Raw genomic sequence first — 14961 nt, 5'->3', positions numbered from 1 at the left:
GTTCAATCCCTCAAGGTTGCCTGGAATCGCTCTTTTAATGCTGCTACACATCTGGCAACGGTCGCAGCAATCTCCTCTTCTTCGAGTGTCCGGCTGGTATCCTGCAAAATCAGGCTAATCGCAAGGCTCTTTTCGCCTTCGTTCACGCCTTTACCACGGTACACGTCAAACAAGTTTACGCCAACTACCTGATTTACGCCAACTTTCTTACACTCTGCGATGATATCTGCTGCAGGGACGTTTTCTGCCACCACAACAGCGATATCACGGCGGTTAGCCGGGAAGCGTGAAATCTCACGCGCGTCAGGCAGGACGCGGTCTGCAACCTTATTCCAAAGCAGTTCAAACACTAAGGTACGACCGTTGAGATCCAGCTTGCGTTCCAGCTCCGGGTGAACCACCCCGATAAATCCGATTTGTTCATTGTCCAGCCAGATAGCCGCTGTTTGTCCGGGATGCAGCGCCGGATTGGCAGCCGCGCGGAATGAAATCGCTTCAGATTTGCCGGTTAATTCCAGCAGCGACTCTAAATCGCCTTTCAAATCATAGAAGTCAACCGGCTGACGCGCCAGATCCCAGTGCTCTTCGTCACGATGACCGCTGATTACGCCCGCCAGCATAAGATCCTGGCGAATGCCGAGATCGGCCTGTGTATCAGGTACAAAGCGCAGACCGCTCTCAAACAGGCGCACACGCCCCTGCTGGCGATTCTGGTTATAAACTACTGCGCTGAGCAGACCGGTCCAGAGTGACAGGCGCATCGCTGACATATCGCTGGAGATAGGGCTTGGCAGGATAAGCGCCTCTTCCCCCGGATGCAGCAGCTGCTGCACTTTAGGATCGACAAAGCTGTAGGTGATCGCTTCCTGGTAGCCTTTGTCCGTCAGCAGCGTTTTCGCCCGCTTCAGTGACAGGCTGGCTTCGCGATGCTGCGTCATAATCAGGCTGGCTTTTACCGGCACATCAGGGATGTTGTTGTAGCCGTAGACGCGGGCCACCTCTTCAACCAGATCTTCCTCAATCGCCATATCAAAACGCCAGGTCGGTGCCACCGCTTTCCACTCGCCTTCGCCCTGCGTCACCTCGCAGCCGAGACGGGTCAGGATATCTGTCACCTGATCGTCGGCAATAACGTGGCCAATCAGGCGATCGAGTTTTGTACGGCGCAGCGTAATCGTGGCGCGCGGCGGCAGTTTACTGTCATCGGTCTGATCAATAACCGGGCCGGCTTCACCACCGCAGATATCCAGCAGCAGGCGGGTCGCGCGTTCAATCGCTGTATGCTGCAGCGCCGGATCGACACCACGCTCATAGCGATGTGACGCATCAGTATGCAATCCGTGGCGGCGTGCGCGGCCGGTAATGGCCAGCGGATCGAAGTAGGCGCACTCAAACAGCACGTTACGCGTTGCTTCATTTACGCCTGAGTGCTCACCGCCAAAAATACCACCCATCGCCAGCGCCTGCTGATGATCGGCAATAACCAGCGTGTCACTCTGCAATTTTGCCTCGGTGCCATCCAGCAGGGTCAGCGTCTCATTCTCCTGCGCCATACGTACCACAATGCCGCCGCTGATGCGGTCGAGATCGAAGGCGTGCATCGGCTGACCCAGCTCAAGCAGAACATAGTTAGTGACATCGACCACCGGGTCAATTGAGCGAATGCCGCAGCGGCGCAGTTTCTCACGCATCCAGAGCGGCGTTTCAGCTTTGACGTTGATGCCTTTAACTACGCGTCCCAGGTAGCGCGGACAGGCGTCGGTAGCATCAATGCGAATCGGGAATGTATCAGTAATGGTCGCCGCAACCGGTTCTGCTGCAGGCGCCGTCAGCGGCAGTCCGTTAACCACGGCCACATCACGCGCCACGCCGGCGATGCTCAGGCAGTCCGCACGGTTTGGCGTCACGCTGATCTCGATAGTATTGTCATCCAGCTTCAGGTAGTCACGAATATCGCATCCTACTGGCGCATCGGCTGGCAATTCGATAATACCGTTGTGATCGTCGGAAATACCCAGCTCTGAGAAGGAGCAGAGCATGCCTTCAGAAGGCTCGCCGCGCAGTTTGGCCGCTTTGATTTTGAAGTCACCCGGCAGTACGGCACCCACGGTAGCCACTGCCACTTTCAGCCCCTGGCGGCAGTTAGGCGCGCCGCAGACGATATCCAGCAGGCGATCGCCGCCGACATTAATTTTGGTTACGCGCAGTTTATCCGCGTTCGGGTGCTGGCCGCACTCCACCACTTCACCCACCACTACGCCATGAAACGCGCCGGCAACGGGGTCAACACCATCAACCTCAAGGCCCGCCATGGTGATCTGTTCAGACAGCGCAGCGCTGTCCAGGGCTGGATTTACCCATTCGCGTAACCAGAGTTCACTGAATTTCATTGGATAACCTGCCCTTATTTAAATTGTTTGAGGAAACGTAAATCATTTTCGAAGAAAGCACGCAGATCGCTGACGCCATAGCGCAGCATGGTCAGACGTTCCATGCCCATACCAAAGGCGAAGCCGGAGTAAACTTCCGGATCGATGCCGACGTTACGCAGTACATTCGGATGCACCATGCCGCAGCCCAGTACTTCCAGCCATTTGCCATTTTTGCCCATTACATCCACTTCCGCTGAAGGTTCAGTAAAGGGGAAGTAGCTCGGGCGGAAGCGGATCTGCAGATTCTCTTCAAAGAAGTTGTTCAGGAAATCGTGCAGCGTTCCTTTCAGGTTGGTAAAGCTGATGCCTTTATCGACAATCAGGCCTTCCATCTGGTGGAACATCGGCGTGTGGGTCTGATCGTAATCATTACGGTAAACGCGGCCCGGCGCGATAATGCGGATAGGCGGCTGCTGGTTTTTCATGGTGCGGATCTGCACGCCTGAAGTCTGCGTACGCAGCAGGCGCGTGGCATCAAACCAGAAGGTGTCATGATCGGCGCGAGCCGGGTGGTGACCCGGAATATTCAGCGCGTCGAAGTTATGATAGTCATCTTCAATTTCCGGTCCGGTCACCACGGCGAAACCCAGCTCGCCGAAAAAGTTTTCGATACGGTCGATGGTACGCGTTACCGGATGCAGACCGCCATTTTCGCTGCGGCGTCCGGGCAGTGAGACATCAATCGTTTCTGCCGCCAGGCGCGCATTCAGCGCCGCGCTCTCCAGCGTATTTTTACGGGCGTTAAGATGATCCTGTACCTGCTGTTTTGCTTCGTTAATCACCGCACCTGCCGCCGGGCGCTCTTCAGCCGGCAGTTCACGCAGGGTGGTCATCTGCAGGGTAAGGTGCCCTTTTTTACCCAGAAATTCGACGCGTACAGCGTCCAGAGCGGCGATATCCGACGCCTCGTCGATGGCGGCCGTGGCACGGGCCACCAGGTCTGCGAGTTGGGACATGATTTCCTCTTCTTCCAGCCGGGCTGGTCAGTTCTTGTTGGGATCCGGGATCCGATTAAGTCTCGCCAGAAACAAAAAAGCCTCCACGAGGGAGGCTTTCAGCGCGATTTTTCGTTTCTTTTCTTATGCGCACAAGCCCCTGATGTTCAGGCGCTAAAGTAAAAAAAGAAACGGAAAAGAGCAGCGTGCATGCTTGCATTACCTTGAGAAAATTAAAAACCGCCCTATTGAAATGCCCGGCGGCGAAAATGTCAATCTTTTGCGTGAGTTGCAGGTAATAAAAAAGGGAGCAAGCTCCCTTTTTTACCTGACTTACGCCAGAGCTGATTTCGCTTTTTCTACCAGAGCAGCAAAGGCTGCTTTGTCGAATACAGCGATGTCAGCCAGGATTTTACGGTCAATCTCAATGGACGCTTTTTTCAGGCCATTGATGAAACGGCTGTAAGACATACCGTTCTGACGCGCCGCTGCGTTGATACGCGCGATCCACAGCTGACGGAACTGACGCTTACGCTGACGACGGTCGCGGTAAGCATACTGACCAGCTTTGATAACAGCCTGGAAAGCAACGCGGTAAACACGTGAACGTGCACCGTAGTAGCCTTTAGCTTGTTTTAAGATTTTTTTGTGACGTGCGCGAGCAATTACACCACGTTTTACGCGAGCCATGAGCTCTCCTTAATCATATTCTGTTTTGCCGGTGCTCTGCTGGTGATAAGCCTTACAGCGCGACAGGCGAATTAAAAAAATTTACTTATGCGTACGGCAGGCAGGCAATAACCAGACCCAGATCGCCTTTAGACACCAGGCCTTTTGGACGCAGGTGACGTTTACGCTTGGTAGACTTTTTGGTCAGAATATGACGCAGGTTTGCGTGCTTACGCTTGAAGCCGCCAGAGGCGGTCTTCTTGAAGCGCTTAGCCGCGCCACGTACAGTTTTAATCTTTGGCATTTTTACAAATATCCACTTCGCATTGTTAAAAAAATGAACCAGACAGGCGAATAAATCCCGCACAGCGCGAACGCTGCGCGGCATCATTACTTGAAAGCCTACTGTTTCTTCTTAGGTGCGAGCACCATAATCATCTGGCGGCCTTCGATCTTCGAAGGGAAGGACTCGACCACTGCCAGATCGATATCTTCACACAGATCTTTACGGACGCGGTTAAGCACTTCCATACCGATCTGCTGGTGCGCCATCTCACGACCGCGGAAACGCAGCGTGATTTTGGCTTTATCGCCCTCTTCCAGAAAGCGCATCAGGCTGCGGAGTTTTACCTGATAGTCGCCATCATCGGTACCAGGACGGAATTTAATTTCCTTAACCTGGATAACTTTCTGCTTCTTCTTCTGTTCCTTAGAAGACTTACTCTTTTCATAAAGGAACTTGCCGTAATCCATAATACGGCATACCGGCGGTTCGGCGTTCGGGCTGATTTCAACTAAATCTACGCCAGCTTCTTCAGCTTTCTCAATCGCTTCGCGTAGAGAGACAATGCCAAGTTGCTCGCCGTCAACGCCAGTGAGGCGCACTTCGGTGGCTCGGATTTCGCCGTTAATACGGTTTGGACGCGTCGGTTGTACTCGTTTTCCGCCTTTAATAACCTTATTCCTCTAATTGGTGAAGATGTCGGCTGCGAATCTCTTGTTGCAGCTTCTCAACAAACACATCTACGTCCATGCTCCCGAGGTCTTTACCACGGCGGGTGCGCACGGCAACTTTGCCTGCTTCCACCTCTTTCTCACCGCAAACCAGCATATAAGGGACGCGACGCAATGTGTGCTCGCGGATTTTAAAGCCTATCTTCTCGTTTCTCAAGTCTGCTTTGACACGAATGCCAGCATTTTGCAGTTTCTTTGTCAGTTCACTGACATATTCTGCCTGACTGTCAGTGATATTCATCACTACAGCCTGTACCGGTGCCAGCCAGCTCGGGAAGAAACCAGCGAACTCTTCAGTCAGAATACCGATAAAACGCTCCATAGAGCCCAGAATCGCACGGTGAATCATCACCGGTGTCTGACGGTCGTTGTTTTCACCCACATAGGTGGCATCAAGACGTTTTGGCAGAGAAAAGTCTAGCTGAACCGTACCACACTGCCAGGCACGATCGAGACAATCATACAGGGTGAACTCGATTTTCGGGCCGTAGAATGCCCCTTCACCCGGCTGATACTCAAAGGGGATATCATTCTCTTTCAATGCTTCGGCCAGGTCAACCTCTGCGCGATCCCACATCTCATCAGTACCAATGCGTTTTTCCGGACGGGTAGAGAGCTTCACGACGATTTTTTCAAAACCGAACGTGCTGTACATGTCGTACACCATACGAATACAGCTGTTTACTTCGTCGCGCACCTGATCTTCAGTACAGAATACATGAGCATCATCCTGCGTAAAGCCGCGTACACGCATCAGACCATGGAGCGCACCCGATGGCTCGTTACGGTGGCAGCTACCGAACTCTGCCATACGCAGCGGCAGATCGCGATAGGACTTCAGGCCCTGATTGAAGATCTGCACGTGACCCGGGCAGTTCATCGGTTTAATGCAATATTCGCGGTTTTCTGAAGAGGTAGTAAACATCGCCTCTTTGTAGTTTTCCCAGTGGCCGGTTTTTTCCCACAGCACGCGGTCCATCATAAACGGACCTTTTACTTCCTGGTAATCATACTCTTTCAGTTTGGTACGGACAAAAACTTCCAGCTCGCGGAAAATCGTCCAGCCGTCATTGTGCCAGAACACCATGCCCGGCGCCTCTTCCTGCATATGGTAGAGATCGAGCTGTTTACCAATTTTGCGATGATCGCGCTTTGCTGCCTCTTCCAGGCGCTGCAGATAGGCTGACAGCTGCTTCTTGTCTGCCCAGGCCGTGCCGTAAATACGCTGCAGCATTTTGTTATCGCTGTTGCCGCGCCAGTAGGCGCCTGCAATTTTCTGCAGCTTAAAATGGTGGCAGAAGCGCATGTTCGGCACATGCGGACCGCGGCACATATCCACATACTCTTCATGATGATAGAGGCCAGGACGATCGTCGTGACTGATATTCTCATCAAGGATTGTGGTTTTATAGCTTTCGCCACGCGCAGCAAAGACGTCGCGCGCTTCCTGCCAGCTGACTTTTTTCTTTACCACGTTGTAATTGGTTTCAGCCAGCTGGTGCATACGCTTTTCCAGCTGTTCCAGATCTTCCTGCGTCAGCGTGTGGTCGAGATCGACATCATAATAGAAGCCGTTATCGATGACCGGGCCAATCGCCATCTTGGTATCAGGCCACAGCTGTTTAATAGCATGACCCAGCAGGTGCGCGCAGGAGTGACGGATAATTTCCAGACCCGCTTCATCTTTTGCTGTGATGATTGCTACCTGAGCGTCGTCGGTGATGGGATCAACCGCATCCACCAGCTCACCGTTTACGCGACCGGCGATACAGGCTTTCGCCAGGCCGGGACCAATATCCAGCGCAATATCCATTACGCTGACCGGGTGGTCAAAAACGCGCTGGCTGCCGTCAGGAAGAGTAATTACTGGCATTTTATATCCTTAAATTGCAGTGGTAAGCCACACGAAAGCCTACATGCAACACTGTGTTTGGTGTGTGTACCCGGCGTGATGTCAGACCCACATTGTCGGAATGACGCCGGGCGCATAAAGCGGCCAATATGATAACAGCTTTCACCCTGCAGCAAAACCCGCCCTGCTGGCTAAGTCTAAGCAAACACGAAAAAAAACCGCCGTGCAGCCTGAGCCGGACGGCGGTTTTCTGATATGGCAGTTACATTGCGTAGGAGAGCTGAATCGTGGTTTTAGTATCGGTACGATCGGGCGCAGACTCCGGCGGGTTGTTGTTCCAGGTCACGTTGTAGCCCATCTTCAGCGCAAAGTGCTCATTGATGGCGACCTGCAGGGCCGTTTCTGAGTTCACCGTAGTATCTTCGCCGAAGCTGCTCAGCACGGATACGCCCTGAATGAATTTCGTGGTATCCGTCAGCTGCCACTGATAGCTGACTGCACCATAGCCCAGCGCTTTGGTCTCATGCCCGCCGTCGTGGAAGTCGTCGTAGCGTACGCCCGGACCAAATTCCGCGCGCAGAGAGTGCACCGGACCGTTGAGGAGCTGGCGACCATAACCGGCCGTCAGCACGTCGCGGGAATCATAACCATTCAGACGATCGCTCAGCCAGCTGGCCTGACCAAACAGATAATCAGCGCTGTTCATGTTGTAGCGGCTGCGGCCACCGATATTGTAGGTTTCAGATGAACGCTCATCGTTGGATGAGGTGTTGGCCGCGTTGCCCCACAGGCTGTAAGCCGTTGAGGTCTGATACCAGGTCATGCTGGTTGAGGCCGTCAGCGAAGAGCTGGTGGTGTTACCGGTCTGCGCCAGGTAACCGGCTGATGCGCTGCCCTCAAACGGCTGTTTGGCCGTTGAAGGATCATCCATTGAGGTAAAAACAGCATTATCAGCAAAAGCCTGGTGACAAAATGCTCCGGCAGAGAGCAGGAAAATAGCGGACAGCTTATTAAGAACTTTCATTAAGGGGTGATCCGTGCGGCAATTTAAAAACAGGTGAGTCTGCAGCGTTTTTACCGGCAATCAATGCAATTTACTGTAAGTTTTGTAAAAAATTATGAGACAGCCTCAGGCTGTTACCTGTACCAGCCAGCTTATACACTGCAGACGCGTTCACTAACGGCGCGCATTATAGGTGCCGTTCAGAGAAATAACAGCCCGCAACCACTATGAATTTTATCGCTGCTGACACAGCTTTACGCCGCAACTGAACAAAATTCGCTCTGAGGGGCGTGGTGAACTACGCTGAAATCTGTTTGGTTACAGTGAGGTGAGAAAATGAGCACGCTGGACGTTACGAGTTACGTTGTCACTTTTCACTATCAGGAGTCGGGACTGGGCGACCTGCAGTCGCTGACCAGTGCTATGGTCAATAGCGGATTTAGCACCACCCTGCACGATGCTGATGGGCATCCGCATGAACTGGGAACCAACAGCTTCGGCATTGTCAGTACGCTGGCCCCTGAAGCGGTTTCAGAGCAGGCAGCGCGTATCGCAGAGGTTGCGTTACATCAGTCTCCGCAGACAAAGGTCACAACGCTGCAGCAATTTTTGCAGAACCCTGCCTGATACGCCGGCAAGACTGGTTTTGCTTTTTTTTGCGCACTGTAATTGCAGCGATAACGCGATTAACGAGGAGCCTGCCATGTGGTCAGCCATTAGCCGCCTGTTAAGCGAACAGACTCAGCCAGCAGAGATTACGCAGCGCCAATCCCTGCCCGGCGGGGATATCCATCCCGCCTGGCGTATCCGCTATGGCGATCTGGATGTCTTCGTCAAGTGCAACACCCATGACCGGCTGGATCTGTTCCGCTGGGAGGCCGATCAGCTCAGTTTACTGGCGCGCACGCAGACAGTCCGGGTGCCGGCCGTCTACGGCGTCGGCAGCACGCGCGACGCCAGTTTTCTGCTGCTGGAATATATTCCGCCGCAGCCGCTCAGCGCGGAAGCGGGTTATCAGCTCGGGCAGCAGCTGGCGCGCCTGCATCAATGGAGTGAGCAGCGTCAGTTTGGACTCGATTTCGATAATAATATTACCACTACCCTGCAGCCCAATAGCTGGCTGCGGCGCTGGTCGCTGTTTTTTGCGGAGCAGCGTATCGGCTGGCAACTGCAGCTGGCAGCGGAACGCGGTGTAACCTATGGTGACATGAATCAGATTATTGACAGCGTTCAGCAGGCGCTGGCTCATCATCATCCGCAACCTTCGCTGCTGCATGGCGATCTCTGGCCCGCCAACTGTGCAGATAGCAGCAGCGGGCCATGGATTTTCGATCCTGCCTGCTACTGGGGCGACCGCGAGTGCGACCTGGCGATGCTGAGTTATCATCATGAGCTGCCGCGTGAGATCATGCAGGGCTATCACGCAGAGTGGCCGCTGGCCGAGGGATTCTCACAACGTCAGCCTGTGTATCAGCTCTATTACCTGCTGAACCGCGCGAACGTTTTTTCCGGCCAGTGGCAGGAGGAGGCGCAGTTTGCCGTCAGTCAGCTGCTCAGCGACGACAAACTGGCGCAGGATCGGGCCCGACCGGCCTGATGATTTAAAGCATGCCCAGCAGCGTCAGTAAAAAGTAGCCGGCAACAGCAATAATCACTGGCAGGATATAGAGCGGAAAAATCTGCAGCAGAATAGTGTGGTGCGGGACGCGAATTTTTTCCTCAAGCTGCGCGCGCGTGCGGCCTTCGCTGCTCTTTGCCTGCTCCAGAATCAGCTGATCTTCAATGCCTTCTTTAACATGCCGCGACTGGCGCCACATGCGCGCACCCGATGCCTGTAAAGCCATGCCGATGAAAATCAGCGCATAAACAATCCAGAAACCGATATTTGCCCCGCCGTGAAAATCGGGCACCGGCGAGTTGTGCCAGAACGGATTGAGAAACGACGTATTAAATTTAAGCATGTCCACCATGACATGGATAAAATCCAGTAATACGGCATCCAGTCCGGGCTGCTTTACGCTGTGCTGATATAAATAACCGAGCATGGAAACAATTGTCGACAGCAGTGCCGGAATGAAAATGATCCAGCCAGCCACGCGCTTAAGGATGGCGATTTGGCCAGCCTGTTGGTATGTCATGCAGACTTCCCTATACAGATAATTATTTTGCCCTAAGTCTACCTGCAGTCGGCGATTTTTTCCTGAAAAATGCGTTACCTGTCGCGTGCTGGTTTTCATTCTCTGGCGTGATAAGGTGGCGCAAACCGCTAAAAAGGATATTGTCATGCGCTATCGTCGTCCGGTGTACGCCGCTATTTTTGATATGGATGGTTTACTGATTGATTCTGAGCCGCTGTGGGATCAGGCTGAGATGGAGGTGCTGGCAAGCCTTGGCGTTGACGTCAGTCGTCGCGCGGAGCTGCCTGACACGCTTGGCCTGCGCATCGATCAGACCGTACGCATGTGGTATGAGGCACAGCCGTGGCAGGGTGCGACTCAGGCCGACGTCACGGCGCGTATTATCGACCGCACGCTATCGCTAATCGAAGCGCAGCAGCCGCTGCTGCCCGGCGTCAGTCAGGCGCTGCAACTCTGTCAGCAGCAGGGGCTGCGGATTGCGCTCGCTTCCGCTTCGCCGCTGGCCATGCTGGAGCGGGTGCTGGAGATGTTCCGGCTGCGGCCCTTCTTTTCTGCCCTCGCCTCGGCTGAAGTGCTGCCGCTGAGCAAACCTCACCCGCAGGTCTATCTGAATGCGGCAGCGGCGCTTGATATCGACCCGCTTAACTGTGTAGCGCTGGAAGACTCGTTTAACGGCATGATCGCCTGTAAAGCGGCGCGCATGCGTTCTATCGTAGTGCCTGCAGCTGCACATTACGCGGATGCCCGCTGGGCACTGGCAGATGTGCAGCTGCCGAGCCTGACAGAGTTACGCGCAGAGCATCTGTCTGACTGACCGCATAGTGTTTGGCGCTGTCTGATATAGCAGGCAGCCAGCGCGAAAATAATTCACTGTTCGTTACAGCGTCACCGTTCTCATTTACTGGATAAATCCCTATACTGGATGCATTGACAGTTTTGTATCCGGATTTAATCATGACGGCCGAAGGCCATATAATTTTTGCTATCGCCAGCGCTATTTTTGCCAAGCGTGCTGAGCTGACACCGGTTCTGGCTGCGGCGGACTGGTGGCATCTGGTGCCCGCTACGCTGCTGACCTGCCTGCTGCCGGATATCGACCACCCCCGATCCACGCTGGGCCAGCGTTTTCGCTGGCTCTCTCAGCCCATCGCGCGGGCGTTTGGACATCGCGGTTTTACCCACAGTTTGCTGGCAGTGGCTATCAGCCTGTGGCTGTTTAAAGTGAACGTGCCGGCAGACTGGTTTCTGCCGGCGGATGTGCTGCAGGGACTGACGCTGGGCTACCTGAGCCATATCGTTGCTGACATGCTGACGCCGGCAGGCGTTCCACTGCTGTGGCCCTGCCGCTGGCGCTTTCGCCTGCCCATTCTCAGAAGCCAGAGCGGTAATCAGCTGGAGCGGATGCTTTGTCTGGGACTGGTGGTTGCAGCACTCTGGTTTCCGGCTGGTATGCCTGCTTTTGGTGCAAACGGCTGGCCGCAGCAGCTGTTTGATACGCTGCAATCCAGCGTAAACCGGCTAATTAACCCGCTAAATGGCTAAAAAGCACGCTATATCAAACGAAAAGTTATAATCCATACTTTTTGGGTATAAGGCTGCACTTCATTGTACTGCTAACATCCCTGACATTCTCTGATAGAAATTTACGTTACGCTATGCCGCCTGCACTTTGCAGGGCGGCATCTTTCTGGAGTTAAGTATGGATTTCCCTCTTATTATTAACATAGTGGTCTTTGCCGCTCTGCTGGTGCTGCTTAACCGCATTGGCAACCAGAGCTGGAGCCTGTCAAAGCGCGTGCTGACCGGCCTGGTGCTGGGCGTGCTGTTTGGCCTGGCGCTTCAGGCGGTTTATGGCGAAAACAGCGCAGTGGTCAAGGATTCGATCGGCTGGTTTAATCTGGTCGGTAACGGCTATGTACAGCTGCTGCAGATGATTGTTATGCCGCTGGTATTCGCCTCAATACTGAGCGCGGTGGCGCGTCTGCATAACGCCTCCTCGCTGGGCAAAATCAGCGTGCTGACCATCGGGGTACTGCTGTTTACCACGGCTATCTCCGCGCTGGTCGGCGTGATGGTGACCGGCCTCTTCCACCTCAGCGCTGAAGGTCTGGTACAGGGTGCGCAGGAGACCGCGCGTCTGAATGCTATTCAGAGCAACTATGCGGGTAAAGTCGCCGATCTCAGCACGCCGCAGCTGCTGCTCTCTTTCATCCCTAAAAATCCGTTTGCCGATCTGGCAGGCGCGAACCCGACCTCCATTATCAGTGTCGTTATCTTTGCTGCTTTCCTCGGCGTCGCTGCGCTGCATCTGCTGCGCGATGATAAAGTGAAAGGTGAACGCGTACTGGCCGCGATTGATACGCTGCAGTCCTGGGTGATGAAGCTGGTGCGCCTGATCATGAAGCTGACGCCATATGGCGTACTGGCGCTGATGACCAAAGTGGTCGCCGGCTCTAACCTGCACGATATCGTTAAGCTGGGCAGCTTTGTACTCGCCTCGTATCTTGGTCTTGCGATTATGTTTGGCGTGCATGCGCTGCTGCTGTCGATCAACGGCATCAATCCGCTGCGCTTCTTCCGTAAGGTATGGCCAGTGATCACCTTCGCTTTCACCAGCCGCTCCAGCGCGGCCAGCATTCCGCTGAATGTGGAAACGCAGACGCGCCGTCTCGGCGTGCCGGAAGCGATTGCCAGCTTTTCCGCCTCCTTCGGTGCCACAATCGGTCAGAACGGCTGTGCCGGACTCTATCCGACAATGCTGGCCGTGATGGTTGCACCTACCGTCGGCATCAACCCGTTTGATCCGGTCTGGATCGCCACGCTGGTCGGGATCGTTACCCTGAGTTCCGCTGGCGTAGCCGGTGTGGGCGGCGGTGCTACCTTTGCTGCGCTGATTGTGCTGCCGGCAATGGGGCTGCCGGTGACGCTGGTCGCGCTGCTGATTTCCATTGAGCCGCTGATTGATATGGGCCGTACCGCGCTCAACGTGAACGGTTCAATGACGGCCGGTTCGCTGACCAGCCGCTGGCTGGGTCAGACCGACAAAAAAATTCTGGAGAGCGATGAGCACGCCGAACTGGCGCATCGCTAAGCGCTGACTTCAGCATGAAAAAGGGCCCGTCTCAGACGGGCCCTTTTTTATTCTGCGAAAAAGCGTTACTGCGCAACCTGCGGATCGGTGTCGTACTCTTTGCAGCTCTGGAAGCCGTAGTTCATCACGCGACCGGTGTCGTTGTAGCTGACAAAATAGGTCTGCAGTTTGCCATCGCGCTCGCCGATAACATAAGTCTGGCAGGTGCCGCGCGCGTGCGCCATGGTCACTTCGGTCGAAGCCGGACCCGCAATCTGACGCACCTGTTCACGCGTCATGCCTTTTTTAACATCTTTTACCACCGGTTTGGTGACATAACTTTCCGCGCGATCGTAAGTGGTACAACCAGACAGAGCAGCCAGCGTCATAGCGGCAGCGATACATCCCAGCACTTTATTCATTTTTTGTTCCTCATACTTTGTCCATGTCCGAATAAGCCTGGAACACAAATTCAGATTTATCAACCCGGTGGCGAAGCTTTTAGGTGCGCTCATCGCAATATATCCGGGGTAAAAAAGCTGTGCTGCGGCGCCCTGCTCCGTATAATCGCGCGGTTAACTTTTTACCCGACTCAGAGGCCCCATGACATCTGCACACCCTAACCGGCTGGTTTACGCTATCACGCTCGGACTCCTGGCGGCGCTCGGACCGCTCTGTATCGACCTCTATCTCCCCGCGCTGCCTGAACTGGCCCACGATCTGCACACGCCGACCTCCACCGCTCAGCTCAGTCTGACCGCCGGCCTGCTGGGCCTCGGGGCGGGACAGCTACTGTTTGGTCCCATGAGCGATAAGTTTGGCCGCATCCGGCCCCTGCTGCTGTCGCTGCTGCTGCTGTTTATTGCCTCTGTCGGCTGCGCGCTGGCAAAAGATATCCATTCGCTACTGATTGCCCGCCTGTTTGAAGGGCTGGCCGGCGCTGGCGGTGCCGTGCTGTCGCGCGCTATCGCCCGGGATATGTATAGCGGACACGAGCTGACACGTTTTTTTGCGCTGCTGATGCTGGTCAACGGCCTTGCACCGGTAGGGGCACCGGTGCTGGGCGGCGCGCTGATGACAATCATGAGCTGGCGCGGCATTTTTATCGTGCTGGCGGCGATCGCCATTCTGCTGATTCTGCTGGCGCGCTGGCAGCTGCATGAGACGCTGCCGCCTGCACGCCGTAGCCAGGGCTCGCTTTTTTCCGCCTGGGCGGCGCTGGGCCAGGTCGTTACGCATCGACCCTTTATGGGTTTTTGCCTGACGCAGGGCTTTATGATGTCAGGCATGTTTGCGTATATCGGCGCCTCGCCGTTTGTGCTGCAGCAGATCTACGGCCTCTCACCTCAGGCGTTCAGCCTCTGCTTTGCGGCCAACGGGTGCGGCCTGATTATCGCCTCACAGACCAGCGCACGACTCTGCCCGCTCTGGGGCGAATACCGGGTGCTTAAGGGCGGGCTGACGCTGGCATTTATCGCCTCCGCCACGCTGCTGACCGCCGCGCTGAGCGACGCTGCCCTGCCGGTTATTCTGGTGGCGCTGTTTTTCTCTATCGCCAGTAATGGTGTGATAGCCACTACCGCCGCGTCGCTGGCGATGCAGAGTCAGGGACATCGCGCCGGCAGTGCTTCTGCGGTTATCGGCGTCACCATGTTTACGCTGGGCGCCATCAGCGTGCCGGTTAGCGGCGTGGGCGGGACCTCGGTTATCAGCATGAGCGCCACGATTTTCGGCTGCTTTATGCTGGCGATCCTGATGTTTATCCTGCTGGCGCAGCGGCCTGAAAGCGCCTGATTCAGCAGCAAACCGTCTGCGCCGATCGCCGTTTGGCTTGTTGTTTTGCGGCCA

Annotated in this window: 16 protein-coding genes and 1 other annotated feature; of the genes, 6 read left to right on the top strand and 10 right to left on the bottom strand. The window is 54.9% G+C overall.

What is annotated here, in order from left to right:
• Positions 1-2 precede the first annotated feature (2 nt).
• From pheT to F3I15_RS08280, 8 genes are all read right to left on the bottom strand, one after another.
• Positions 3-2390, bottom strand: coding sequence for a phenylalanine--tRNA ligase subunit beta (pheT, locus tag F3I15_RS08320; protein WP_150017421.1), 2388 nt, complete (start codon positions 2388-2390; stop codon positions 3-5).
• A 14-nt stretch (positions 2391-2404) separates the two neighbouring features.
• On the bottom strand, positions 2405-3388 hold the full coding sequence (pheS, locus tag F3I15_RS08315; protein ID WP_150017420.1) for a phenylalanine--tRNA ligase subunit alpha: 984 nt from the start codon (positions 3386-3388) through the stop codon (positions 2405-2407).
• 70 nt (positions 3389-3458) lie between these two features.
• Positions 3459-3584 (bottom strand) — a sequence feature (Phe leader region).
• On the bottom strand, positions 3535-3579 hold the full coding sequence (gene pheM, locus F3I15_RS18210; protein ID WP_139074214.1) for a pheST operon leader peptide PheM: 45 nt from the start codon (positions 3577-3579) through the stop codon (positions 3535-3537). It overlaps the preceding feature by 45 nt.
• A 116-nt stretch (positions 3585-3700) precedes the next feature.
• Positions 3701-4057: a 50S ribosomal protein L20 gene (rplT, locus tag F3I15_RS08300; RefSeq protein WP_039384062.1), complete on the bottom strand. Its 357-nt coding sequence runs from the start codon at positions 4055-4057 to the stop codon at positions 3701-3703.
• Positions 4058-4142: 85 nt separating this feature from the next.
• Positions 4143-4340 carry a 50S ribosomal protein L35 gene (rpmI, locus tag F3I15_RS08295; protein ID WP_010275699.1) on the bottom strand — a complete coding sequence of 66 codons (198 nt, stop codon included), beginning with the start codon at positions 4338-4340 and terminating at the stop codon, positions 4143-4145.
• 98 nt (positions 4341-4438) lie between these two features.
• On the bottom strand, positions 4439-4990 hold the full coding sequence (gene infC, locus F3I15_RS08290) for a translation initiation factor IF-3 (RefSeq protein ID WP_039384061.1): 552 nt from the start codon (positions 4988-4990) through the stop codon (positions 4439-4441).
• 4 nt (positions 4991-4994) lie between these two features.
• On the bottom strand, positions 4995-6923 hold the full coding sequence (gene thrS / locus F3I15_RS08285; protein ID WP_039384058.1) for a threonine--tRNA ligase: 1929 nt from the start codon (positions 6921-6923) through the stop codon (positions 4995-4997).
• Between the two features lie 241 nt (positions 6924-7164).
• Positions 7165-7926 (bottom strand): YdiY family protein, encoded by a 762-nt coding sequence (locus tag F3I15_RS08280; protein ID WP_150017419.1) that lies wholly within the window; start codon positions 7924-7926, stop codon positions 7165-7167.
• A gap of 315 nt (positions 7927-8241) precedes the next feature.
• Between F3I15_RS08280 and ghoS the strand changes: the two genes are divergently transcribed.
• Both ghoS and F3I15_RS08270 read left to right on the top strand, forming a co-directional pair.
• Positions 8242-8532: a type V toxin-antitoxin system endoribonuclease antitoxin GhoS gene (gene ghoS, locus F3I15_RS08275; protein ID WP_150017418.1), complete on the top strand. Its 291-nt coding sequence runs from the start codon at positions 8242-8244 to the stop codon at positions 8530-8532.
• 76 nt (positions 8533-8608) lie between these two features.
• A complete protein-coding gene (locus F3I15_RS08270) occupies positions 8609-9502 on the top strand; it encodes a fructosamine kinase family protein (RefSeq protein WP_150017417.1) in 894 nt (297 codons plus the stop codon).
• Between the two features lie 4 nt (positions 9503-9506).
• Here the strand turns inward: F3I15_RS08270 and F3I15_RS08265 are convergent, their stop codons facing one another.
• Complete coding sequence (locus F3I15_RS08265; protein ID WP_150017416.1) at positions 9507-10043, bottom strand: YniB family protein; 537 nt, start codon at positions 10041-10043, stop codon at positions 9507-9509.
• A 145-nt stretch (positions 10044-10188) separates the two neighbouring features.
• Between F3I15_RS08265 and hxpB the strand changes: the two genes are divergently transcribed.
• The 3 genes from hxpB to F3I15_RS08250 all read left to right on the top strand — a co-directional run bounded on the left by hxpB (position 10189) and on the right by F3I15_RS08250 (position 13134).
• Entirely contained in the window at positions 10189-10857 is a 669-nt protein-coding gene (gene hxpB / locus F3I15_RS08260; protein WP_150017415.1) for a hexitol phosphatase HxpB, read from the top strand.
• A gap of 140 nt (positions 10858-10997) precedes the next feature.
• Positions 10998-11585 carry a metal-dependent hydrolase gene (locus F3I15_RS08255; RefSeq protein WP_150017414.1) on the top strand — a complete coding sequence of 196 codons (588 nt, stop codon included), beginning with the start codon at positions 10998-11000 and terminating at the stop codon, positions 11583-11585.
• 157 nt (positions 11586-11742) lie between these two features.
• The gene (locus F3I15_RS08250) at positions 11743-13134 is read left to right on the top strand and encodes an L-cystine transporter (RefSeq protein WP_071668767.1); all 1392 of its coding nucleotides are present in this window, start codon (positions 11743-11745) and stop codon (positions 13132-13134) included.
• A 65-nt stretch (positions 13135-13199) separates the two neighbouring features.
• Here the strand turns inward: F3I15_RS08250 and osmE are convergent, their stop codons facing one another.
• Positions 13200-13535: an osmotically-inducible lipoprotein OsmE gene (gene osmE / locus F3I15_RS08245; protein ID WP_150017413.1), complete on the bottom strand. Its 336-nt coding sequence runs from the start codon at positions 13533-13535 to the stop codon at positions 13200-13202.
• Positions 13536-13716: 181 nt separating this feature from the next.
• Here osmE and F3I15_RS08240 point away from each other — a divergent pair, with 181 nt between their 5' ends.
• A complete protein-coding gene (locus tag F3I15_RS08240) occupies positions 13717-14907 on the top strand; it encodes a multidrug effflux MFS transporter (protein ID WP_150017412.1) in 1191 nt (396 codons plus the stop codon).
• The last annotated feature ends 54 nt before the right edge of the window (positions 14908-14961 follow it).

This window comes from Pantoea sp. M_9 (genome assembly GCF_008631385.1).
Lineage (GTDB): Bacteria > Pseudomonadota > Gammaproteobacteria > Enterobacterales > Enterobacteriaceae > Pantoea > Pantoea eucrina.
This window is presented reverse-complemented; position numbering and strand designations above follow the sequence as displayed.